Source organism: Paenibacillus sp. FSL P2-0089 (genome assembly GCF_038595095.1).
GTDB classification, from domain to species: domain Bacteria; phylum Bacillota; class Bacilli; order Paenibacillales; family Paenibacillaceae; genus Paenibacillus_AQ; species Paenibacillus_AQ silagei.
Genome location: NZ_CP152006.1, coordinates 6,876,903 through 6,899,282, shown reverse-complemented (window position 1 = coordinate 6,899,282; position 22,380 = coordinate 6,876,903). Strand labels below are relative to the sequence as shown.

The window sequence follows — 22,380 nt, the reverse complement described above, 5'->3', positions numbered from 1 at the left end:
CAGGCAATGAATGCTCTATCATTTGAGACGGATTCCGGCAGGCGCTGGTGCTGCGCAAGGCAAGTATCGTGTGAGTCGCAGCCTCTGCATGCCCGCCGGGGGTAACCAATCCGTCTTCGTCTGCCTCAGTATATGCCCGGTGGCGTAATTAGGTTAAAGCCCATAGCCATCAGATGAAGAGCTGGATATCGCTCTCCAGCGCATCCTTCAGATACGCGGCGGCATCGATAATCTCCACCTCGGGCAGCAGCTCCTCCGGCTTGAAGCCCATGATCTCCACCGAGAGCTTGCAGGCGTAGAACTTGATGTTCTTTTTGCGCGCGCCCTTCAGAAAATGTATAAGCTTCGGTGCTCCTTGATCCTCCATCATCTCCTCCAGCATCAGCTTGCCGAGCCCGCTGAAGTTCATCCGCGAGAGCGGAAGCTGCTCCGGTCCCTTGGGAGTAATGACATCCATCAGCTTCTCATAGATACTCTTATCCTCTAGCGTCATAGTCTCCGGGTCCCGGACGAGAAACAGCCCCCAGAACGAGAAGAACATCGTAACCTCCACCTCAATATCCCTGGCCGCATTCGCCAAAATCAGCCCGGCCATCGCCTTGTCATACTCCCCGCTGAACATCAGCAGATTCAGTTTTTTGCCCATTCATCAGCCCTCCATCGGTATCCATAGAATGTCATTAGTATGGTTAGGGAGAGGGAAAGTATGCCTGCTGCCCGGCCGGAAGACACAGAAAAGGCTCCCTGGCGGGAGCCTGAAACGTAAATATAAGCTGGTACAGCGGCGAATGCCGAATGTATGCGAAAAACAGCATACATTGTGCTCACATACCGGCGTATGGCCCGAATGTATGCGGAAAACAGCATACATTGTGTTCATATGCAGGAGTATGGCCAGAATGTATGTGGAAAACAGCATACATTGTGTTCATATGCAGGCGTATGGCCAGAATGTATGTGGAAAACAGCATACATTGTGTTCACATGCAGGCGAATGGCCCGAATGTATGCGAAAAACAGCATACATTGTGCTCACATACCGCGTATGGCCGAATGTATGCGAAAAACAGCATACATTGTGTTCACATGCAGGCGTATGGCCCGAATGTATGCGAAAAACAGCATCTACTGGATGCGGATAGAGAGAGGGGCGAATGGTGGCCGGGTTACCGTGTCCCTCACTGCTCCTCTCCCTGCTCGGCCTCAGCCCGGCGGGCATTGTCATAGCGGCGGGCGGACAGCCAGATGCTGCCGGTGAACAGGACGATCAGGCCGAGGATAATGCCGAAGCGCCAGTCTCCGGCCTTGAAGTTGAGCTGAAGGACGGTAAGCACCAGGGCGACCTGGGTCCAGACGAGGGTCCGTTTGCGGAAGGCGGTAATGTCTCCGGCCATCTTCGGCATGCCGCGGATAATCCGGTACGCCAGGAGGGCCAGGATCAGCGCAAACAGGGCGGTTCCGGCCATTTCGCCGGTAGTCAATCTATTCATGTTCTCAGAATCCTTTCGGGTTAACATCGGATGAAGCTAATTATAACGATCCCCATACCCGCGTGCAAAGCATCCGGACAGCTTCAGGAGAACAGCTTGCGGATCTCATCGGCAGGCAGCGGAGGGAAGAACAGGAATCCCTGAATATGCGGGCAATTATGCTGCACCAGGAAGGCCAGCTGCTCCTGCGTCTCGACCCCTTCGGCAATCAGGTCATAGCCAAGCTGGGAGGCGACGAAGACGATGGATTTGATGATGGTCTCATCTATGGAGCTGACGCCGATGCCTGTGATGAAGGTGCGGTCAATCTTGATTTTGTTCACGGGAAAATGCTTCAGGTAATTCAGCGACGAATATTTCGTACCGAAATCATCGATGGAGACGATGATCCCGTGATCGCGCATCTGCTGCAGCAGCGGATAATGCTCCTCTAGTAGTGCGGTGCTCTCGGTGATCTCGAATTCGAGCACATCGGTATCCAGCCCGTACTCGTCAAGCACGGCGAACAGATTCTCAATCAGATTACGGTTGTAGAACCAGCTGTTGGAGATATTGATTGAGGTCCGCAGCAGCGGCATCCCCAGGCTGCGCCACTCGCAGAGCTGGCGGCACACCTCGCGCAGCACCCAATCGGTGAGCTGGATCATCAGGCCGGCTTCTTCAACGGCAGTGATGAACGTCCCTGGTCCAATCAGCCCCTTCTCGGGGTGATTCCAGCGGATCAGTGCCTCTATGCCGATCATTTCGCCTGTGATGGCGTTGATCTGGGGTTGATAATAAAGCACGAATTCTTCCCGTTCCAGGGCGGTGTGCAGATATTTGGCGATCATCGTCTTCTGCTCCAGCTTCTCGCGCAGCTCCCAGTCGAAGATGAAGTAATTGGTGTCCTCCTGCGACTTGGCCTGATACATCGACATATCGGCGAATTTCAGCAGATCGTCCGTATTCTGCGAATGCTCGGGGTACAGGGAGATGCCAATGCTGGTGGACAGGCTCAGATGCGCTCCCGAGATCAGGAGGGTCTGTGAGATCAGCGTGCTGATCCGCCCGGCGATCACAGGAATATCCGTGTGCGGCAGACCCGCGAAGATCATCACGAATTCATCTCCGCCGGTACGGGCGAACAGCTTGAAGGGCAGGCTCCCGGATTTGAGCCGTCCGGCCAGGGTCTTGATCACCTGATCCCCCGTAGAGTGGCCAAGCGTATCGTTGATCTCCTTGAACCGGTTCAGGTCGAAAAAGAATAAGCTATAGGTCTGTGTGGGCTCCGAGCTCTGCAGCAGACGCTCAAATTCGTCCATGAAGAACCGCCGGTTGGGGATCTCCGTCAGACTGTCGTAGTGCGCAAGCTTTTCATAGAGACGCTTGGAAATACGCAGGTCCCGGGTCCGGATGCTGACCACCCGTTCCAGCTCACGGTTGAAGCGGCTCTGATACCAGAAGATATATAGAATGAAGGCAATCACCAGCAGAAAAGCAATATCGATCCACAGTACGCTGAGCAGCACCTGCCATTTCTTATGCGGGGGCATGGAAGTACCCATCAGCCAGTGCTGATTATAGGTGTTCACGGGAACCGTAAGCTGCGGGTCCTTCGAATGGGCTTCATTGCCGAACAGGAAGGTATGATCCTTGGTGGTGACAGATATTTTGCTGTCCTTATACACAAGCTGGTTAACGATATTATCCATCTTTACGGTGACGGAGACGATGCCCTCCAGAGAGTTATCCTTATAGATGGCCTGCCGGATCACCATGCCATAGCCGCCCTGGGCAAGTGTGCGCGGACCGTCTATTGTAATGCTGCGGGAGCGGAGCGTTTCTTGGATCATGCCGGGAGAGGCCAGGGAGGAATCCAGCAGCAGGCTTCTGCCGAGCAGTGTCGAATTACCTTCAAGCGGGTAGAGGTAGCGGATCAGACCATCCGGAGCGATCATGATATTCGTGACATTGCTGGTATTCTTGGCGTGTGCGGTGACCAGGTAGCTCTGGATTAGTGCAGGATCGGCATCGAAGCCGACGGTTTGGATAAAGGAGCTGACCCCTTTCACAATGGCCACCCGCTCTTCGATGTTCGAGGCCAGCATGACCGCCTGTGAGGCCAGATCAGCCTTCTCGGCTCTATATTCCCGGGCCAGGGATACGGAATAATAATAGAACAGGCAGAGCTGCAGGATGATGATGAAGCCGATGATGATGCTTAAAGGCTTTTTACTAAGGAAAGCCATGGATTGCCCCCGATACCGGAAAAATAAAAGCCGCAGATGTCAAAGTGTATAATAAGCGGTTCCTAGACCGCAGGGAAATGTCGATAAATGTCGTTTGGGTCTCTATAGCATGTCATTATTATCGTGTTTGCGCAAGGGAATTCCTAACAAAACCCGCCTGAATCCAAAAACGGATAAACACCATCTGCATAAAAGGGCAGTAAGCATTTATCCGAGTCTTTGGAGAGAAGGGCATGGCCCTGCCCGGCTGGAAGCCGGTGCTATTTTTTGAAGATGCCCAGCGGGGCACCAATCGGCAGGAAGGTACGTCCGAAGTGGGCGTTGAGCACAGATGCGCCGCAGCCGTAGAGCGATACGATACCGATAGCCATTTCCGATACGGCAGCCAGCTTGTGGAAGAATTCCGCAGCGACGCCGAACGCATCCATTGAGAGTCCGAGGAACAGAAAGTCGATCAGGATGAAGATAATCAGCAGCACACGGTTTGCCTCAACAGCGCCGAGCGTCATGAAGAGGGTGAACACAAGATATCCTGCAAAAACAAATCCCAGCTGCTTGGGGTCCACGCCCTCTGCCAGCACTGCACCGAATACACCGAGCTTGATCAGCCAGCTTGCCCCCATGCCGAACCAGAAGAACGCATAGGCGCCAAAGGCAGTCATGCCGAAGGTATTGTTGTGCTTGGCATCCTGGATGGATGCGAATAGCTGGGCGAAGGCTCCAAGGAAGATGGCCCATGGAATACAGTAGCTGAGACCTGTTGTAATTTCGAGCTTTTGTGAAGAAGCGACCAGGGTAACGATGGCTAGTCCGAATAAGCCGATGGCGCTGGGGTCGGCGGTAACGATTTTGACGGACTGTGCGGTGTGCGGTTGCGCTGACATAACAATGAAAGCCTCCAATTTTCATAAGTGTTCGCATAGGATAACAGCACCCTAAGTCGGGTGCTGTTATCAGCCTGCCTATCATATCATATCGCCAGTAGCTTGCCTATAAAAGAAGTCTCTTAACGGCCGGTGTAATAATTACCCTGCTCCAGAAAAGAATACAGTGCCTGGGCCTGCAGCGGCCTGCTGATATAGTAGCCCTGAAGCTCGTCGCTGCCCAGCTCCCGCAGCATATCGAATTGCTCTCTATGCTCAATGCCTTCCGAGACCACACGCAGCCCCAGATTATGGCTCAGCTCGATAATTGCCTTGACGAGCACATCGCCCTGGGCCTCCCGTGACATCTCGGAGATGAAGGAGCGGTCAATCTTGATCACATCGACCGGGAAGCGGCGCAGATAGCTGAGGGAGGAGAAACCGGTGCCAAAATCATCCAGCGAGATCCGGAACCCGTGGGCCCGAAGCTGCTGCAGCGACAGGAAGATGCCGTCCCCGGAGACGAGCACGCTCTCCGTGATCTCCAGCTCCAGGCTGGAGGCGGGCAGCTCATATTCATCGAGCAGCTCTAAGAGCAGCTCCAGCAGGCCCGGCTGCATGAGCTGCAGCGCGGAGATATTCACTGCGGCGGTGAGCTCAAGGCCCCGGCTGCGGAAATCGCGCATATCAGAGCAGACCTGGCGCAGCACCCAGCTGCCGATGCCAACAATGGAGCCGCTGCTCTCTGCCAGCGGGATGAATTCGGCCGGGGAGACGGGGCCATAGGCTGGGCTGTGCCAGCGCAGCAGGGCCTCCACCTTGGATACCTGCAGTTGTCCCGCGCCAAGAATCGGCTGGTAGTGCAGCTCGAACTCGTTCCCGGCGGCAGCGGAGAGGAGCTGCTGGGCTAGTACCTTTTTGCGCCGGATGCCTGCTTCCAGATCCTCTGAATACTGGAAAATGTTATTACGGCCGGTCTCCTTGACATGGAACATGGCCAGGTCTGCCTGCTTGACCAGATAATCTGCGTCTTCCCCGTTCTGCGGATAAATACTGATGCCGATGCTGGCGGTATTATATAGAAGATGCCCCTTGATCCGATGCGGCATGGAGAGGGCTTCCTGAATCCGTGAGAGCTGCCGGGCAATGCTGCCTTCATCAGGCACATCATAGAGCAGAATGGTGAATTCATCCCCGCCGAGCCGGGAGACCACGTCATGCTTGCCGACAACCTGTGTGATGCGGAAGGCGGTCTCCTTCAGGATGGCATCTCCGAAGTCGTGGCCGAGGGTATCGTTCACCGTCTTGAAATGATCCAGATCAATGAAGACCAGCACGATCTGCCTGTCACTTCCCTTGACGGCGGCAATCGCTTCATTCAATTTGTCGAAAAACAGCGAGCGGTTGGGCAGCCGGGTCAGCGGGTCCAGCATCGATTGCTGCCGCAGCTCATCCTGGGTCTGCTCCAGCGAATCAATCATCCGGTTGAATTCAACCTCAACCTCGCTGAATTCATCCTGCCCGGAGCTGGGAATCCGGATCGACAGATCCTTGCTGCTGCCGATCATACGGATGTTGCGGACCAGAGAAGACATTCTTCTCAGAATGAACCGGTTCACGAAGAGGAGGCTTGCGCCCAGCATTAACATAATGGAGATGAAATAGAACATACGGAAGGTGGAGAGCGACTTGAGCCCGCTGTTGTAGAACTGGCGCGGCTCCTTCAGGGTGAGGACCATCCCGGGATCTTCGAACAGGTCGTCCAGTATGGTGTGGATGGACATCTGCCCGCCCCGGGCGGGGCTGGTCCAGACGCGCTCCCCTCCGCTGTCCGCAAGCAGCGGGGTAGTGAGGCGCGACATCTCCATTGTGGACAGGGTATCCTCCCAGATCTGTGCGATTCCATCCTGGTGTAGCATCCGTCCGGCAATGGCCGTTCCGATGACCGGCTTGTTCTTGCTGCTGTTAAGAATAGGCGTAAGGGTAATTAGCATAGTCCCTTTATCCAGATTAACGAAGCCGCTCCGGCTCTTGCCGGGAGATCCCGGCACAGGCAGACGGCTTCGGATCAGCTTGATTAACGTCAGTTGCTCCTCAGTTAGCGGGGTGACTATTCCTGCCGGAAGGTCGTAGGAGCCGCCGTACAGCGGTTGTCCATCCAGATCAAGCAGGGCAATCATATCGAAATGATTCATTGGATAAGCAGCCGGTTCAAGGCTGCTGCGGATGAAGGCGGCAGCCGTACTGTTGGAGTCCGCAGAGCCGGTAGCCGCTGCGTTCTCTATGAAGCGGTAGGTTTCATCCCGGACAGCAACATCAAGGAGTCCCGTTCTCAGGTTGTCCAACTCTTGATGATAAGCTGCGGTAGCCTTGCTCAGGTTGCGCTTCAGCTCTGCCTCGTCCAGCTTCTCGAAGCGGTTCAGCAGAATCACATGAAGCATCAGATAGGTGGCGCCAATGCCGAGGATAGCGACAAAACTAATGAAGATGATTATTTTTTTGCGGAGTTTCATCTGATCCCCTTCATTATTTAAGATTTAATAGGAAATAAGTACCATCGGTTATAGTGTACCACGATTAGGGAATATTTTGCAGCGTAAATCTGCCCGAAGTGTCGAATTTTGATGTATAATAATTTAATGATAATAATTATCAAATAATAATAAAAGGAGATTTTTCTTGGCATGCTGGAGAAGTGGACCTTATTTAAGAAAGCCTCACGGTTTGGAGTGATCCCCGTTATGCTCATACCGGTTATCCTGGGAACAGCCGGGGCCTATGTATGGCAGGGAGTGTTCCATCCGTTTTTATTTGTAATAACGTTCATCGGAGCGGCTGCGGCCCATTTATTCTCCAATATGGTGAATGACCTCTGGGATTTCCGCAACGGCACGGATACAGAGGCGCAGCATACACCTGGAGCCATCTCTACGAACTCCGGGTTTCTGTCCGGGGGCGTCATGCGTGAGTCGCTGTTTGCCCTGCTGACCTGGGGGCTGCTGGCCGTTGCGGCTGGCTGCGGCCTGCTGCTCAGCCTGTACAGCGGCTGGGAAATTCTGTGGTTCGTGGCCGGAGGGGCGCTGATCGCCTATTTCTATGTGGCGCCGCCGCTGCGGTTCGGCTACCGGGGCAAGGGCTACAGCGAGCTTGCCATCTTCCTGGCTTTTGGACTCATGCCGGTGCTTGGCGCTTACTTCGTACAGACCGGAGCATTCAGCCTGAAGCCGGTGCTGTTATCGTTGCCGGGCGGCCTGCTCACAACCCTGCTGCTGTTCAATCATCACTTTCTGCACTGGAGAGCCGACCGGCAGGCCGGCAAACGCACACTGGTCGTGGTATGGGGGGAGCGCAGAGCGCTGATTTTCTCGCAGGTACTGCTCTACATCTCCTATGCTTCGCTAATTGTATGCGTGCTGCTTCATATTTTGCCGGTATATGCGCTGCTCGCTCTGCTTACAGCCATTGCCCCGATACGGATCTACCGCAGCCTCCGGCCGGAGAATCCTTCTGAAGCTTATCTGCCGCTTATGGGTGCCTCACAGCGCGCATCGGTACGCTGCGGGGCGGTCATGACGGCAGCGCTGCTGATCCAGGGGCTACTTTAAAATATAAGAAATGGATAGGCTACTACACTACAGAAAGCGGGAGAATTCATGGACAAGCATCTGCCAGCGAACGAAGGCATGCCTGCAACACAGGGCAAGCAAACGGTAATCGGGGATTTCCATACCATTCTGGAAGAAGGGAAGGTCTGGCAGACGGGCGGCTTCAAGCTGCCGGACGGCTCGTTCTGGGCGTATCGTGAGCCGGAAGCAGTGGTGATTGTGCGTAATGAGTATCTGTACGTGCGGGCTCAGCTGAGCCGCCGACATGATCAGGTGCAGATTCTGGATAATGCCAAGCATATGTACTATTCGGCCCAGCCGGTAGAGATTCCGGAGGAAGGCGAAATCCGCTTCGAGCTCCAGATCCGCGCCCGCACACAGGGCACTGCACCAGGGGATCTGTATGACGGCTATGTGTCGCTGAATTTGCTGGACTTCACCACAGGCGCTGCGCTTGATTTCTTCGCCGGCAACGACAAATACGCCAGTGTGTACGGCATCCTTCCGTTCCCCGGGGTAACCGTACCCGAGACGGGAGGGACCAAATACTTCTGTATTTTCAAGGAGGATACGGACTTCAAGCCGCGCGAATTCAATACGTACACCATCACCTACCACCGGGGCAACAATGAGGCTGTCTTCTATGTGAATGGCAATGAGGTGCGGCGCGAGCGGAATGTGCCCGTGAAATTCAACAGCTTCACCATCGCGCTGGGCATTATGACGGAGAAGGACCTGACCCCGGAAGGCAGCGTGTCGGCGCACGGACAGACGGTTATCGCTGAATGGTCGCCGGTTACTATTACAACCACTGCACAATAACGTGCTCATATGACTGATAAGGATGAATGGCCGTGAATATAAGAACTTTCTTCAAGTTTGTCGAGCTGCCTACGAAGGTGGCCAGTATGCTCCCGCTGCTGCTGGGAACACTGTATGCCCTGTACCGGTTCGAGGACTTCTATATCCTGCGCTTCGTGCTGATGCTGGTATCCCTCTTAAGCTTTGATATGGCGACAACAGCGATCAACAATTACTATGATTTCAAAAAGGCCGCCAAAACCCATGGCTACGGGTATGAGACCCATAATCCGATTGTCCGCTTCAAGCTGAAGGAGTCTACGGTGGTGGCGCTGATCGTCATTCTCCTTGTGCTGGCGGCAGGCGGGGGCATTGCTCTGGTATTCCAGACCGGACTGCTGGTATTCCTGCTCGGGGGACTCTCCTTCCTGATCGGCATCCTGTATTCCTTCGGACCGATCCCCATCTCTCGGATGCCGCTCGGCGAGCTGTTCTCCGGGCTGTTCATGGGGTTCGTCATTATTTTCATCTCGGCCTATATTCATTCGGATCAGGCGGTGGTCACTCTGCTGCTGAAGGGCGAATGGATCAGCCTGCATATCAATTTCCTTGAGGTGCTGTATCTGTTCTGGTTCTCCGTCCCGGCCATTCTGGGCATTGCGGGAATTATGCTGGCGAACAATATCTGCGATATCGAGGATGATATCGAGAACCGCAGATACACGCTGCCGGTGTACATCGGACGGGAGAATGCGCTGCTGCTGTGGAAGCTGCTCTATTATGTGTCTTTTGCCGATCTGATTGTGCTGGTGCTGCTCGGGGTCCATCCGGTCCTGGTCCTGCTGCTCCTGCTGACCCTGATTCCGCTGCGCCGCAATATTGCACGCTTCTATCAGGAGCAGCATAAAGGCACGACCTTCATTCTGGCGGTGAAGAATTTCGTGCTGATGAGTGCGGCAAGAATCCTTGTGCTGGGTATAGCTGTTATATGGGTCACACTAAGATAAGGAAGGTGTTAACTATGGCAGAGAAGCTTCGCTGGGGAATTATGGGCTGCGCGCAGATTGCCACAGGCTCGGTAATGCCGGCGATCCAGGAGTCCGAGACCGGAGTGATCCGGGCGGTGGCCAGCCGCGGACTCACGAAGAGCAGCAGCGTAGCCGCCGAATTCGGCATTGAGCAGGCATACGGCAGCTATGAAGAGCTGCTTGCCGACCCGGAGGTAGACGCTGTCTATATTCCGCTTCCGAACCATCTCCACTGTGAATGGGTGATCCGCGCGGCTGAAGCCGGTAAGCATATCCTATGCGAGAAGCCGATTGCGCTGAACAGCCGTGAAGCAGCCGAGATGGTAGAGGCTTGCCGGAAGGCGGGCGTTCACTTGGCGGAGGCTTATATGTACCGTCATCATCCGCGCATCAATGAGCTGCAGGTGATTATCGCCAGCGGCGAGATCGGCGCGGTACGTACCATCCGCGGCACGTTCACCTACAACGATGCTACGGATACCTCCAACATCCGCTTCAACGCTGCCTGGGGAGGCGGATCGCTCTACGATGTCGGCTGCTACCCGCTCACAGCCGCGCGGCTGCTGTTCGGTACAGAGCCGGAGGCGGTGACCGTGCACGCGCTGTTCTCTCCGGAGCATGATAATGTAGATATGATGGCCTCCGGGCTGGTGGAGTTTCCCGGCGGGAAGAGCCTGATCTTCGACTGCGGGATGTGGGCGTACAACCGCCAGCTCCTGGAGGTGCTCGGTACGCAGGGACGGATCGAGATTCCGATGCCGTTCAATGCGAGATTCGATGATGCGGAGTTCTTCGTATACGGCGGCGGAGAGCCCCGGCGTGTCGAAGCCGTCGGAGCCAATCCTTACGTCCAGCAGGCCGACCATTTCGCTACGGCAGTCTTCAGCGGCAAGCCCTGGATTGCGGAGGAGGACCCGCTGCTGAATATGAGGCTGATCGAGAGCTGCCTTACATCAGCCCGGAGGCGTGAGCGGATCAGCTTGACGTAATCATTTATTCCATCTGTTAATAACGCCAAGCAGCGATTCTTCCAATCACGGAGGAATCGCTGCTTTTTGGCGTCCTTATGCTTTTATAGAGGGAGCTTGCTTAGATTGGGTTCAGGAGGAGCTCATCATCCTCTTTATCCCCACGGTTGAAGGCCTCGCGGTCGAATTCGCCCTCTGAGTTAGCCACCAGCAGGGCTGTTACGGTAGTCCCGGTAGCATTAACTGCGGTGCGGCCCATATCGATAAGGGCTTCCACCCCGGCAACGATGGCTATACCCTCAAGCGGCAAGCCTAGCGCGGTCAATACAACGGTGGTGGAGATTACAGCCGGTCCAGGCACTCCCGCTACCCCAATAGAGGAGATAATGCTGACCAGCACCAGCGTGATATAGTCGGTTCCGGTAAGCTGAATCCCGTAGACCTGAGCGGTGAACACAGCCACAATGGCCGGCCATACGCCGCCGCAGCCATTGAAGTTGACGGATGCGCCGAGCGGAGCCACGAAGCTGGCAATGCGCGGGGAGACATGCAGCCGTTTCGTGATGACCTCCAGATTGATCGGCAAGGTGGCGTAGCTGCTTCTGGTGGTGAAGGCCACGGTCAGCATCGGATAGATTTTGCGGAAGAAGCGGATAGGGTTCACCTTGGCAACGAGCAGCACCAGTCCGCCGAAGATCAGGACAAAGTGCAGGATCAGTGCGGCATAAGAGGTTAGGATGACACTGCCTAGCTCCTGGAGGGTATCCCAGCCGTAGCGTGCCGTGATTCCGGCAATCAATGCGAATACACCGTAAGGCGTCAGGCGGATGACGAATTTTACAACCTGGTGCAGCACTGTCGTCAAGGATTCAATAAGATCGCGGACAGGCTTCACAGCCTCCGGCTTCTTGGAGCCGACCTTAATAATGGCCACTGCCAGGAAGATGGCAAAAATCAGCAGAGGCACAACCTTGCCGGTAGCGGCTTCATTCACCGGGTTGGAAGGGACAAGGTCCAGGATCACCTGTGAGAAGGTGGGGATTTCACGGGCGGTGAAGTCCTCGGGAACGGTCTGCTGGATGCCTTTGCCCGGGTTAAACAGCAGAGCCACGGATAGGCCGATGATGGAGGCGATTCCGGTGGTGCCGAGGAACCAGGCGAAGGTTTTGATTCCGATTTTGCGCAGGTATTCCAGGTTAGTTAAGGAAGAGATGCTGTTCAATACCAGAATGAACACCAGCGGCACAACAAGCATACGGATCAGACTGACATAGATGCTTCCGAAGGTGCTGATGGCCTTAGTCTCCAACGTGAAATATTGAAAAAATATTCCCGCAATCAGTCCGATGCCCAGCCCTGCCAGAACACGGGTGCCGAAGCCGATTCTCTTGCGGGCCAGGAAATAAAGGATACCGAATACGATAATAGAAACCACGAAGCCATGCCAGTTCGTCTCGATGGCTGTTAATAGATTGTTGTCGATATTATTCATGCTGCTCTAAAGCCTCCTAATAATAGTTTTTTGGTCGGAATTATGGGGTTAAATGTATATGGTAATTTTATGAATGTCAATGTATAAATATGTTAATTAAAATCAATTCCGATAAAACACATGTGATAAATAAATTTGTGATTGACAAGGGATGTCAGGATGAATAATATGGAACTTATCTGCAAGTCATTTCGGGATCGACTGGACCGCCAGAGATTCAACAGGAGCGCATAACCATGCGTGCTGTTGAATCTCTTTTTGCGTTCTGTTGTCCTGTAATCGGCAATGCCAACTATCAGCCAAGGGCGAAGTGAAAGGAATGATTCATCTATGAAAAAGCTTACCGTATCCGTTATTACCGCAGCGGTAGTCTTCTCGGCACTGACTTTTGCCGCAGTATCCGCCACTAAAAAAACAGCGGAGGCTGAGCCGGTTCAGGGGAAGGCCGCCGCTGCCGCAGCGGCAAGCCAGCCACCGGTAGCAACCTTGCAGACGGCCCAGCCTGCTGAGAGCTCTTCCGCTGTAGCGGTGCAGACTGAAGCACCTCCGGCTGAGGCGGCTCAGACCGCAGCAGTCCAGCCTGAGGCATCAGCAGTACCGGCTGTGGTTGCTGCCGTACAGACTAAGGCCAGCGCAGCCCCTGCCGTGGCGGCTCCAGCTGCCGCAGCTTCAGCAGAGCCGAAGGATGCCGCAGCATTGAACAAGACGGCGGCTCAGCCGAAGGCTACCCCCACCCCTGCCGTTCAAGCCCCTCAAGTGCAGGCTGCCGGCGCCAAGCCGCAAGCAGCCGTTCCAACAGCAGCTCCTGTAATTAGCACCCCTGCTCCAAAAGCAGCCGTTGCAGCGGTTCCTACGGCCGCTCCGGCTGCTGTAACCGCCACGCAACAGCCGGTGGTTGCCGCAGCGCCTGCTGCGACACAGGCTCCAGCCAAGGCGGTTACATTCTCCACAACCGAGGTGGTCAAAGCCAAAGCTACTGCAGCCCCTGCTTCTTCGGCTAACACAGCTAATGCTGCACCGCAGCAACCGGTAAGCGCTCCGGCTCCGGCAGCCACAGAAGAGGTTTGCCCTTGACGGGCAAGCCTGCTTCTGAAGTCCGCTGGCCGTTACAGACCCTAACCCAATCCGAGTCGAGGTGCACATAATGACAAAACTGATTAAGCTGAAAAAAATTGTTCCGCTGCTGCTGGCAGCCTCTCTATTTGTTCTCCCGGTTCACCAGGCAACAGCAGACCGGGCCGTGCCGGAAACGGAGGCCGTAGTTCAAGCAGCTTCCAAGGGCGGCGTAAGCCATTATAACTATTTCAACAATGTCTACGGAAATTTGAAGGACGAGAATCATGTGTTCAAGACAGCGACGTATGAGGACATCGTCCATCTGTTTGAGAGCGAAGGAAATTACGCTGTGCTGGTAGGCGGAGCATGGAGCGAGCATACCCAGGCGGAGATAGGTTTTATTCATGAGGCTGCCAAGCAGTATGGTGTATCCACTATCTATAATTTTGATACGAAGCTGGATGGCGACAGTCTGGATATTGCGGACAGCAATAATAAATATGCCTATAAATACGTAGACCTGGTCAATAAGTACTTGAAGAATCTTGCCTTGTATGACAAAAGCATTCCCGAGCATAATGTCAGCTACGTCGACAAAGCGGGGGCAGTAATTACTGCGAACAAGCTGGAAGCGCCTTTTCTGTTCGTCTACAACAAGGATCATAAAGACAGCCAGGGCAATAGTGCTCCGATCGTCTCCTATCTGAACGAGAGCAGGTCCTGGAGTGATTTCCAGACGGGCGGAACGCTGGACCCGGTTAAGGTTGCGGACTACAAAGCCCTGCTGGAGCCTGTATTCCGTTCAGTTCCTTCCTTTAACAACATTGATGAGTCGGCTTATATCAAGGCGGCCTTCAATAAGAACTATCTGGGGGAGAATCCGGGCAAGCCGGCAATCTTCACCGAAGGGGACGGCAGTCTTGTCTATGAGCATGTAACCTATCATCAGCTCAAGCAGATTTTGGCCAGTGACGGGAATTATGCGATTCTGTTCGGCGGGTCCTGGTGCCCGAATACGCAAGCGGTCATCAAATACATTAACGAGTATGCCAAAAGATATCAGGTGGACAAAATTTACTTCTTCGATACCAAGCTGGATGCCGGGGTGACTGTTGCCGAACCGGATAATAACAGCGGTGGTACCTATCCGGCCAATCCGCACGGCAATGAAGAGCTTCAGATCCGGCTAACAGGACATCCCTATGCGAACCTGTATGTAGATCTGGTCAACACCTATCTGACCAACATCAAGACAGAGAACAATACGGCGGCGAAGCCTTCCGTCATTAGCTATATCGATGCGAGCGGCGTTAAGGTTAGCGGCGACCGGCTTCAGGTTCCGTATCTGTTCACTTACAGCAAGAATAATAAGGATGCCGCCGGGAACAGCGCTCCGATCCTGGGGCATGTGGAGCTGATGTACTCCTGGACGAACATTCAGCCGGGTTATGTGGATACCAGATATCCTGGCGTGTATCCGGCCGGCGTCAGATTTTCCAATACCGTAACGGCCTTGTCGGCTCTGTATTCGCGATTGGAGAGCGTGCCGGTGGGATTGACAGGAATAGCCCCGGCTACGGCGGGAGGTACTGACGGGCAGATTGCAGGCACAGCAAACAGAGCATTGGAGTACACAAGAGAGGGGGAAACTGCATACACCCCTGTAACAGGCGATGCCATTACCGGACTGGCTCCGGGAACCTACACTGTCCGCTACGCCTCCAAGCCGGGGTATCAGGGGCCGATTACATCCAATGGCGGTGCAGTAGCCATCTCTTACCCGGCAGGAGCTCCAGTGAAGGTAGTGGTGCCGGAATATATTGAGTCCCAGGCGGCACCTTCCGGACTGACGGGGGTAGCTCCTACTACAGAGGAGAATATTGACGGGCAAATCATAGGGACGTTGGCCGGACAGGAATATAAGCTGGCTGAAGGCACTGAATACGTTAAGGTAGAAGGCTCGTTGATCACCGGACTGACCCCGGGGATCTATCTGGTGAGATACCCTGCCAGAGAGGGCTATAGCGCCAGCCCGGCAACGGAGGTTGAGGTTCCTGCCTACGGGGAGCAGGCGGCGCCGACCGGACTGGCAGGCATTGCACCGACCACTCCCGAGAATAAGGATGGACGGATCACAGGCACCACCTCGCTACTAGAGTTCAAGCTCTCCACAGTCACCGATTATGTCTATGCGACGGATGGTGAGATTACCGGACTCGTGCCAGGTGTATACAATGTAAGATTTGCAGCCAAAGAAGGCTCTAAGGCGGGGCGCGCTGCGGATGTAACCGTGCCGGCTTATACGGCTGAGCAGGCAGCCCCAACAGGACTGGCCGGGATTGCTCCAACATCGGCAGCGAATAAGGACGGCCGGATTACCGGTACCACGGCAGCGCAGGAATATAAGCTGTCTACGGCTACGAGTTACGTGTATGCAACAGGCCCGGAGATCACCGGTCTGATTCCGGGTACGTATGAGGTCAGATATTCAGCCAAAGAAGGCTATAAGGCGGGGGCGGCAGCCAGCGTCATTGTGCCTGAGTATGTACCAGCTTCCGGCGGCAATCCCCCGGCTTCCCCTGGCACTACAACGCCAGGGGCTGCACCAGGCTCAACACCGGCCACGCCTGTCAGCAGCGAGCCTGTTACGACAACAGTGGGGGCAACGGTGACGGTATTGGCAACGGCTTCGGCCACCACTGATGATACTACCGGAGTAACTACGGCGTCCCTTACAGCGGATACGCTGTCCAGGCTTGTGGAGAGTCTCACAAAGGCCGAAGCCACCGGTAAGAAGGCCGTCCTGGAGATTAAGGTGGAGACTAAGAGCGATACGCAGACCGCAGAGCTGATTTTGCCAAGAAGTGCTTTCAATGCCTTGGCCTCGGGGACGAAGGCTGAAATTAAAGTGAGCTATCTGAATGTGGGGACCATTACACTCGATGCCCGGTCCGTAGCCAGCATCAGCGGCGCAGCAGACGGTGGAGATATCCATATCCGGATCGCCAAGGTCTCGCTGAGTGAGGAGGGGCAGGCGGTACTCGGCAATCGGCCGGTCTATGATCTGTCCCTGACTGCAGGCGAGAGTGAAATCAAGTCGTTCGGCGGCGGTAAAGCCAGGATCAGTGTGCCGTATACTCTGAAGGAAGCTGAAGATGCCGATGCCTTGGTTATCTACTATATTACGGAATCCGGCAGCCTGGAAACGATTCGCGGCGGGTATAGCCAGGCTGCAGCCAGTGTGAATTTCGTTACCCCTCACTTCTCCCAGTACATTATCGGGTATAACAAAGTGAGCTTTGCCGATGTGCCGGAGAGTGCCTGGTATAACAACGCAGTGAGCTTCCTGGCAGCCAGAGGAATAACCTCCGGTACAGATGATAACAACTACAGCCCAAATGCTGCTGTAACCAGAGGCCAATTCATTGTTCTGCTGCTCAAGGCGTATGGAATAGCGCCGGAGAGTGAAGGAGCAGTCAACTTTACCGATGCGGGAGCTGCCTATTACACCCCTTATCTGGCTGCTGCCAAGAAGCTGGAGATTGCCTCCGGCTCCGGGGATAACCAGTTCAAGCCGGATAAGCGGATTACACGGCAGGAGCTGTTCACCTTGCTGTATCGCGCATTGAATACGCTGGGAGAGCTGCCCGGGAAGTCGACAGGCGCAGCGCTTTCCGCTTACAGCGATACCCCACAGATTGCCGGATATGCCCAAGAAGCCCTGCAGGCTCTTGCGGAACGCGGAGTGATCCAGGGTGACAACGGCAGATTACAGCCGCTTGCACTGTCCACGAGAGCAGAGGCGGCCCGGGTCATATATAATCTGCTGGCGCAATAGCACCGTTCCTCAGTAGCATAGCAAATTCACCAAGAGTAGCCTAAGGGCTGCTCTTTTTGCTGTTTCCGGGTTGATGCAAAATTCCGGCTGCGATAAATCACAGGAATCAAGTGCTAAAATTTGCTAGAATAGGGTTAATGGTACTTTCTATTGCTTGAAGGAAGAGTGTGCTTACCGAAGGGAGAGAGACGTCAATGGGCTTAACGGAAGAGCCGGTGATTTCAATTGAGGGCTTGTGGATGAATTATAGTGACCGGATGGTACTGCGGGGGATTGATCTGAAGGTATACCGCGGGCAGATTATCGGATATATCGGACCCAATGGGGCCGGTAAAAGCACGACAGTCAAGATTATGCTCGGTCTGGTGGAGGGTTACAACGGGACCATACGGATTTTTGGCAGGGATATCTCGGACGGGGATACGGCTTACAAAAAAAGAATCGGTTACGTGCCTGAGGTAGCAGAGCTGTATGACAGCCTGACAGCGCGGGAGTATCTGACCTTCACCGGTGAGCTGTATGGACTGAAGCAGGCGGATGCCGATGACAAGGCGCGGAAGCTGATGGGGCTGCTGGGAATGGAGAAGGCCTATGATATGCGGATTGCCTCCTACTCCAAGGGGATGAAGCAGAAGGTGCTGCTGATTGCCAGCATGCTGCATGACCCGGATATTCTGTTCCTGGATGAGCCGCTCAGCGGGCTGGATGCCAATAGTGTCATGGTGGTCAAGGAGATCTTCGCCACGCTTGCCGCCAGGGGCAAGACCATCTTTTATTCCTCGCATATTATGGATATGGTCGAGAGAATCAGCAGCCGGATCATCCTGCTGGACGGAGGCGATATTGTAGCGGACGGAACCTTCACGCAGCTGCGGGAGCAGAGCCGGGAGGGGTCGCTGGAGGAGATTTTCAATCAGCTGACCGGGTTCGATCAATACAGGGATATTGCAAGCGAGTTCGTGGCTGTGATAGGCGAGGGTGCGGGGCATGAATGAATTCCTGATTCTGAAGCTGCTTGACCGGATACAGTGGATCTTTAAGGGCCTGGGAGCCGATTATGCGCTCATGCGCCGCATTCTTCAGGTCAAGCTGACGATGGATGGCAGACGGACACCTACCCTGTTCTCCGGGTCGCACAATTCCAAGCTGGAGATGGAGGGCTCGCCCTTCAGAGTCCAGTGGCTCTATCTGCTGCTGGGGCTGATGCTGATCGCTATGGTCGCACCCAGAGATCATCATATGCTGATGATGAGTCTGCTGTTCAGTATAGTGATGTTCCTGATCACCACGACGCTGATCTCCGACTTCTCGACGGTGATGCTGGATTTGCGGGATAAGAACATCCTCTTCTCCAAGCCGGTGGACCGCCGTACACTGAACATGGCCAAGAGCTTACATATTCTGATCTATCTGCTGACCTTAACGCTGACGTTCACCGGACCTTCGCTGTTATTCTCTTTATTCCGGCACGGGCCGGGCTTCTTCTTCGTGTACGCAGCTGAGATTCTGCTGATGGACGGCTTCATTCTGGTGTTCACTGCGCTAATCTATCTGCTGATCCTGAGGTTCTTTGACGGGGAAAAGCTCAAGGACATCATCAACTACGTTCAGATTGTCCTGTCTGTGGGGGTAACTGTCGGCGCGCAGCTGGTTAGCCGGATGTTCAATCTATCGGAGCTGGGGCTGGATTTCACTCCCGCCTGGTGGCATTTTCTGCTGGCTCCGGTCTGGTTCGGGGCGCCGTTCGAGCTGCTGGGCGGCGGAACAGGAAGCCGGTCCGTGATTATTCTGACAGTGCTCTCTGTGGTGGTGCCTGCCGTGATGTTCGCCGCCTACATCCGGCTGATGCCGGTATTTGAACGCAGCCTTCAGAAGCTGGCTGAGCATGGCGCAGAGGGCCGGGATAGCGGGCGGCTTGCCCGTGTGCTGTCGGAGACCGTGTGCCGGAACAAAGCGGAGGCCATGTTCTTCCGCTTCACCTGGTCGATGATGAAGAATGAACGCGAGTTCAAGCTCCGGGTATATCCGACTATCGGCTTCTCGCTGATCTTTCCCTTTATCTTCATCTTCAATCAGGTGTGGAGCGGCGATCTGGCCGGGATCAGAAGCTCCAAGTCCTTCCTGTTTATCTATTACAGCGCGCTGCTGCTGATGACGGTCGTGCAGATGGTCCGTTACTCGGCCAGCTATAAGGGGGCATGGATCTATCAGGTGATTCCTTTGCCGGGCAAGGGGCTGGTCTACCGGGGAATGCTGAAGGCAGCGGTCGTGAAGCTGCTGGTGCCGCTCTTTCTGCTGGAGGCGGCAGTGTTCACCGCTCTCTTGGGCTCCTGGATTATTGCAGATATGGCAGTCGTCCTGCTGGCTCTGCTGCTGTATGCCGTGATTTGCTTCCTTACGTTCCCGAAGGCACTCCCGTTCTCGGAGAAGTACGAGGCGGCGCAGCGGAAGGAATTCACCGGCAGTGCTTTTGTACAATTGTTCATTCTTGGGGGGCTGGCCGGAGTGCACTATGTCTTCACCCTGATTCCTGCAGGAATATACATCTACATGGTAATTCTGGTAGCTGCAAATGCCTGGATCTGGCGCAGGGCCTTCCTGCCGGACACCTCCCGGGACAACGGATTTCCAACCCTTCGCGCAGGCGGCTGAGGACAAATATGGACAATTTTTGCCGGCGTTCAAAAAAGGGTCCAAGTTCCATTATTTACTTAGACAGCCCGGTGATTACAAGGTAAAATACAGCTAAAGTTAGTTTTCAGAGAATACCTGCAATCATTATATACTCTTCCATTTATCCGCTATCCGTATATTGATTTATAACTTAAGATAGACCCTGAAACGACGCTGATACTATAACCAGTGAAGAGGTCAACTATGGATCAAATGGGAATCCACTATAATATCTGGATCGTTTTACTATCCTATACGCTAGCTGCCGCAGCAGCGTACTCCGCGCTTAATCTGATTTCACAGGTTTCCCATTCCGCGGGCCGGGTCAGACGTCTCTGGCTGCTCTCAGGTGCCTGTGTCCTTGGCGGCGGGATCTGGGCCATGCATTTTGTCGGCATTATGGCCAGCCGCCTGCCGTTCAAGGTCAGCTACCATCCGGTGATGGCTGCCGTGTCCCTGCTTATTATTATGTCCTCCTGCTATGCAACCCTTCAACTGGTTACGGCTCCCCGCCAGAGAAGCTGGCGGCTTCTTGCGGGCGGCGGCATACTCGGCAGCGGCATCTCGTTCATGCATTATGCCGGAATGTCCTCGATGGAGATGGAGGCCAAGATTCATTACAGGGCAATGGATCAGGCTGTATCGGTACTGATTGCCCTTGCTGCTTCCTACATCGGAGTTCTAATGTTCCGCAGATTCAAGGATCATACAGGCTTCAACCGCTGGAAGCTGTATTCGGCTCTATTCATCGCCCTGGCGGTTACCGGTATGCATTATACGAGTCTGAGAGCAAGCGACCTGCATAGTTACAGCTGGCAGGCGCCCGCCCCGATGCTGATGGAGACCGATGTGGTTCTGCTGACAGGGATTTCACTGGTTACCCTGTTCGTGCTGGCAGTCTCCGGCGGGACTGTTTTTCTGGACAGGGATGTATTGGAGCGCATGGCCTATCATGACCCGCTCACCGAGCTGCCGAACCGGCATGGTCTGGAGCGCTACTTCAAGGATGATTTCTTCGGCGGGATCTCCGGCGCCGTGTTTTTTGTTGACCTGGACCGCTTCAAATCGATTAATGATACGCTGGGCCATGATATTGGAGACTTGCTGCTGTGTGAAGTGTCTGCCAGGCTGACCTGCTGCGTGGGCGGGAAGGGGAAGGTGTTCCGGCTTGGCGGGGATGAATTCCTGATTGCGCTGCCGGATTGCACCGCTGTGGCGGCGGAGGAAGTGGCACAGCATATCCTTCAGGAGCTTAAGAAGTCTTACAGCATCGAAGGCAACGAATTGTACGTAACTGCGAGTGTGGGAATCAGCATGACTCCGGCGCACGGCACCGACCGTTCGGCGCTAATGAAGGCAGCCGATACGGCGCTATATACCTCCAAGGATTCGGGCAAGAATAAGTTCAGTGTGTTCGATCTGGAGATGAACCGTCATCAGGTCCGGCGGATGTCACTGGAGAAGGATCTGCGCAAGGCGCTGGCCCGCTCGGAATTCATGGTGGTCTACCAGCCCAAATGGGATTCGCTGCTGAATGTCACCGTGGGGCTTGAAGCGCTGCTGCGCTGGAGACATCCGGAGCATGGCGTCATCTCTCCGGGAGAGTTCATTCCGATCGCCGAGGAGACCGGCCTGATTGTCCCTATTACATACTGGATGCTGCATGAGGTGTGCGGACAGAATATGCTCTGGCATCAGGCGAAGGTTGCCAGTGTAGCGGTCTCGATTAATATGTCGGCGCGGATGTTTGAAGGCGGAAGCCTGTATGAGGTAGTGGAAGAGGCGTTGTCGCGTTCGGGCCTTGCGCCGCATTTCCTTGAACTGGAGATTACCGAGTCGATTGCGATGAACAATATGGAAGAGACGGTTGCTCAGCTCTCCAAGCTGCGGGATCTCGGTGTGCGGGTGTCCCTGGATGATTTCGGAACCGGTTTCTCTTCGCTTGGCAATCTGGATGAGATTCCAGTGAATACCCTGAAGATTGATCAGGTCTTCATCCGCAAGAGCAAGATGCATTCCAAGAAAGCGATCATCAGCAACATCATTGCCATTGCCAGCAATCTGAACATGGAGGTTGTGGCTGAGGGCGTGGAGACTACGGAGCAGATTGAACTGCTGCAATCATTGGGCTGCAGCGTGATGCAGGGCTACTACTACGGCCGTCCGATGCCGGTTAACGAATTAGGCCAATGGTTCATTGAGAATACGGCATAATGCTCCTGGTTGCTGTTGCACGCAAAAGGCTGTCCTGGATGTGGAGGGGTGTTCCACATCAGGGCAGCCTTTTTAGCTACTTAGGAAATGTATGCGAAAAACAGGCATGACAAGACAGAGGCCT

15 protein-coding genes are annotated in these 22,380 nt (G+C 54.5%); 9 read left to right on the top strand and 6 right to left on the bottom strand.

Annotation, left to right across the window (positions count from 1 at the left end):
• Nucleotides 1–169: 169 nt before the first annotated feature.
• From NST69_RS29330 to NST69_RS29310, 5 genes are all read right to left on the bottom strand, one after another.
• Nucleotides 170–646, bottom strand: a complete 477-nt coding sequence (locus NST69_RS29330) for a DsrE/DsrF/DrsH-like family protein (RefSeq protein ID WP_076080972.1) — start codon at nt 644–646, stop codon at nt 170–172.
• 532 nt (nt 647–1,178) lie between these two features.
• Nucleotides 1,179–1,490, bottom strand: a complete 312-nt coding sequence (locus NST69_RS29325; RefSeq protein WP_339252019.1) for a hypothetical protein — start codon at nt 1,488–1,490, stop codon at nt 1,179–1,181.
• Nucleotides 1,491–1,573: 83 nt separating this feature from the next.
• Entirely contained in the window at nt 1,574–3,718 is a 2,145-nt protein-coding gene (locus NST69_RS29320) for an EAL domain-containing protein (RefSeq protein ID WP_342547828.1), read from the bottom strand.
• 260 nt (nt 3,719–3,978) lie between these two features.
• The gene (locus NST69_RS29315) at nt 3,979–4,602 is read right to left on the bottom strand and encodes a GPR1/FUN34/YaaH family transporter (protein WP_036692138.1); all 624 of its coding nucleotides are present in this window, start codon (nt 4,600–4,602) and stop codon (nt 3,979–3,981) included.
• Between the two features lie 122 nt (nt 4,603–4,724).
• Nucleotides 4,725–7,094, bottom strand: a complete 2,370-nt coding sequence (locus NST69_RS29310) for an EAL domain-containing protein (protein ID WP_342547827.1) — start codon at nt 7,092–7,094, stop codon at nt 4,725–4,727.
• 171 nt (nt 7,095–7,265) lie between these two features.
• On the opposite strand from NST69_RS29310, the gene NST69_RS29305 reads away from it, so the two are divergent.
• Genes NST69_RS29305 through NST69_RS29290 form a run of 4 tightly spaced genes read left to right on the top strand, consistent with a single transcriptional unit; the run spans nt 7,266 to nt 11,004 of the window.
• A complete protein-coding gene (locus tag NST69_RS29305; RefSeq protein WP_342547826.1) occupies nt 7,266–8,186 on the top strand; it encodes a prenyltransferase in 921 nt (306 codons plus the stop codon).
• Nucleotides 8,187–8,234: 48 nt separating this feature from the next.
• Nucleotides 8,235–9,008, top strand: coding sequence for a DUF6081 family protein (locus tag NST69_RS29300; RefSeq protein ID WP_245367895.1), 774 nt, complete (start codon nt 8,235–8,237; stop codon nt 9,006–9,008).
• 32 nt (nt 9,009–9,040) lie between these two features.
• The gene (locus NST69_RS29295; RefSeq protein WP_209868585.1) at nt 9,041–9,994 is read left to right on the top strand and encodes a 1,4-dihydroxy-2-naphthoate polyprenyltransferase; all 954 of its coding nucleotides are present in this window, start codon (nt 9,041–9,043) and stop codon (nt 9,992–9,994) included.
• Between the two features lie 14 nt (nt 9,995–10,008).
• The gene (locus NST69_RS29290) at nt 10,009–11,004 is read left to right on the top strand and encodes a Gfo/Idh/MocA family oxidoreductase (protein ID WP_076080962.1); all 996 of its coding nucleotides are present in this window, start codon (nt 10,009–10,011) and stop codon (nt 11,002–11,004) included.
• 100 nt (nt 11,005–11,104) lie between these two features.
• Here the strand turns inward: NST69_RS29290 and NST69_RS29285 are convergent, their stop codons facing one another.
• A complete protein-coding gene (locus NST69_RS29285; protein ID WP_200869579.1) occupies nt 11,105–12,475 on the bottom strand; it encodes a dicarboxylate/amino acid:cation symporter in 1,371 nt (456 codons plus the stop codon).
• Between the two features lie 330 nt (nt 12,476–12,805).
• Between NST69_RS29285 and NST69_RS29280 the strand changes: the two genes are divergently transcribed.
• The 5 genes from NST69_RS29280 to NST69_RS29260 all read left to right on the top strand — a co-directional run bounded on the left by NST69_RS29280 (nt 12,806) and on the right by NST69_RS29260 (nt 22,256).
• Entirely contained in the window at nt 12,806–13,549 is a 744-nt protein-coding gene (locus NST69_RS29280; RefSeq protein ID WP_342547824.1) for a hypothetical protein, read from the top strand.
• 70 nt (nt 13,550–13,619) lie between these two features.
• A complete protein-coding gene (locus tag NST69_RS29275) occupies nt 13,620–17,369 on the top strand; it encodes an S-layer homology domain-containing protein (RefSeq protein ID WP_342547823.1) in 3,750 nt (1,249 codons plus the stop codon).
• A 194-nt stretch (nt 17,370–17,563) separates the two neighbouring features.
• On the top strand, nt 17,564–18,364 hold the full coding sequence (locus NST69_RS29270) for an ABC transporter ATP-binding protein (protein ID WP_342547822.1): 801 nt from the start codon (nt 17,564–17,566) through the stop codon (nt 18,362–18,364).
• Complete coding sequence (locus NST69_RS29265; RefSeq protein WP_342547821.1) at nt 18,357–20,021, top strand: hypothetical protein; 1,665 nt, start codon at nt 18,357–18,359, stop codon at nt 20,019–20,021. Before NST69_RS29270 ends, NST69_RS29265 begins: the two co-directional genes overlap by 8 nt.
• Before the next feature lie 225 nt (nt 20,022–20,246).
• Entirely contained in the window at nt 20,247–22,256 is a 2,010-nt protein-coding gene (locus NST69_RS29260; RefSeq protein WP_209868574.1) for an EAL domain-containing protein, read from the top strand.
• The last annotated feature ends 124 nt before the right edge of the window (nt 22,257–22,380 follow it).

What these genes read in the sequence shown, in the direction of transcription:
- NST69_RS29330 (WP_076080972.1), bottom strand. Translation starts at nt 646, where the DNA reads ATGGGCAAAAAACTGAATCTGCTGATGTTCAGCGGGGAGTATGACAAG.
- NST69_RS29325 (WP_339252019.1), bottom strand. Translation starts at nt 1,490, where the DNA reads ATGAATAGATTGACTACCGGCGAAATGGCCGGAACCGCCCTGTTTGCG.
- NST69_RS29320 (WP_342547828.1), bottom strand. Translation starts at nt 3,718, where the DNA reads ATGGCTTTCCTTAGTAAAAAGCCTTTAAGCATCATCATCGGCTTCATC.
- NST69_RS29315 (WP_036692138.1), bottom strand. Translation starts at nt 4,602, where the DNA reads ATGTCAGCGCAACCGCACACCGCACAGTCCGTCAAAATCGTTACCGCC.
- NST69_RS29310 (WP_342547827.1), bottom strand. Translation starts at nt 7,094, where the DNA reads ATGAAACTCCGCAAAAAAATAATCATCTTCATTAGTTTTGTCGCTATC.
- NST69_RS29305 (WP_342547826.1), top strand. Translation starts at nt 7,266, where the DNA reads ATGCTGGAGAAGTGGACCTTATTTAAGAAAGCCTCACGGTTTGGAGTG.
- NST69_RS29300 (WP_245367895.1), top strand. Translation starts at nt 8,235, where the DNA reads ATGGACAAGCATCTGCCAGCGAACGAAGGCATGCCTGCAACACAGGGC.
- NST69_RS29290 (WP_076080962.1), top strand. Translation starts at nt 10,009, where the DNA reads ATGGCAGAGAAGCTTCGCTGGGGAATTATGGGCTGCGCGCAGATTGCC.
- NST69_RS29285 (WP_200869579.1), bottom strand. Translation starts at nt 12,475, where the DNA reads ATGAATAATATCGACAACAATCTATTAACAGCCATCGAGACGAACTGG.
- NST69_RS29280 (WP_342547824.1), top strand. Translation starts at nt 12,806, where the DNA reads ATGAAAAAGCTTACCGTATCCGTTATTACCGCAGCGGTAGTCTTCTCG.
- NST69_RS29275 (WP_342547823.1), top strand. Translation starts at nt 13,620, where the DNA reads ATGACAAAACTGATTAAGCTGAAAAAAATTGTTCCGCTGCTGCTGGCA.
- NST69_RS29270 (WP_342547822.1), top strand. Translation starts at nt 17,564, where the DNA reads ATGGGCTTAACGGAAGAGCCGGTGATTTCAATTGAGGGCTTGTGGATG.
- NST69_RS29265 (WP_342547821.1), top strand. Translation starts at nt 18,357, where the DNA reads ATGAATGAATTCCTGATTCTGAAGCTGCTTGACCGGATACAGTGGATC.
- NST69_RS29260 (WP_209868574.1), top strand. Translation starts at nt 20,247, where the DNA reads ATGGATCAAATGGGAATCCACTATAATATCTGGATCGTTTTACTATCC.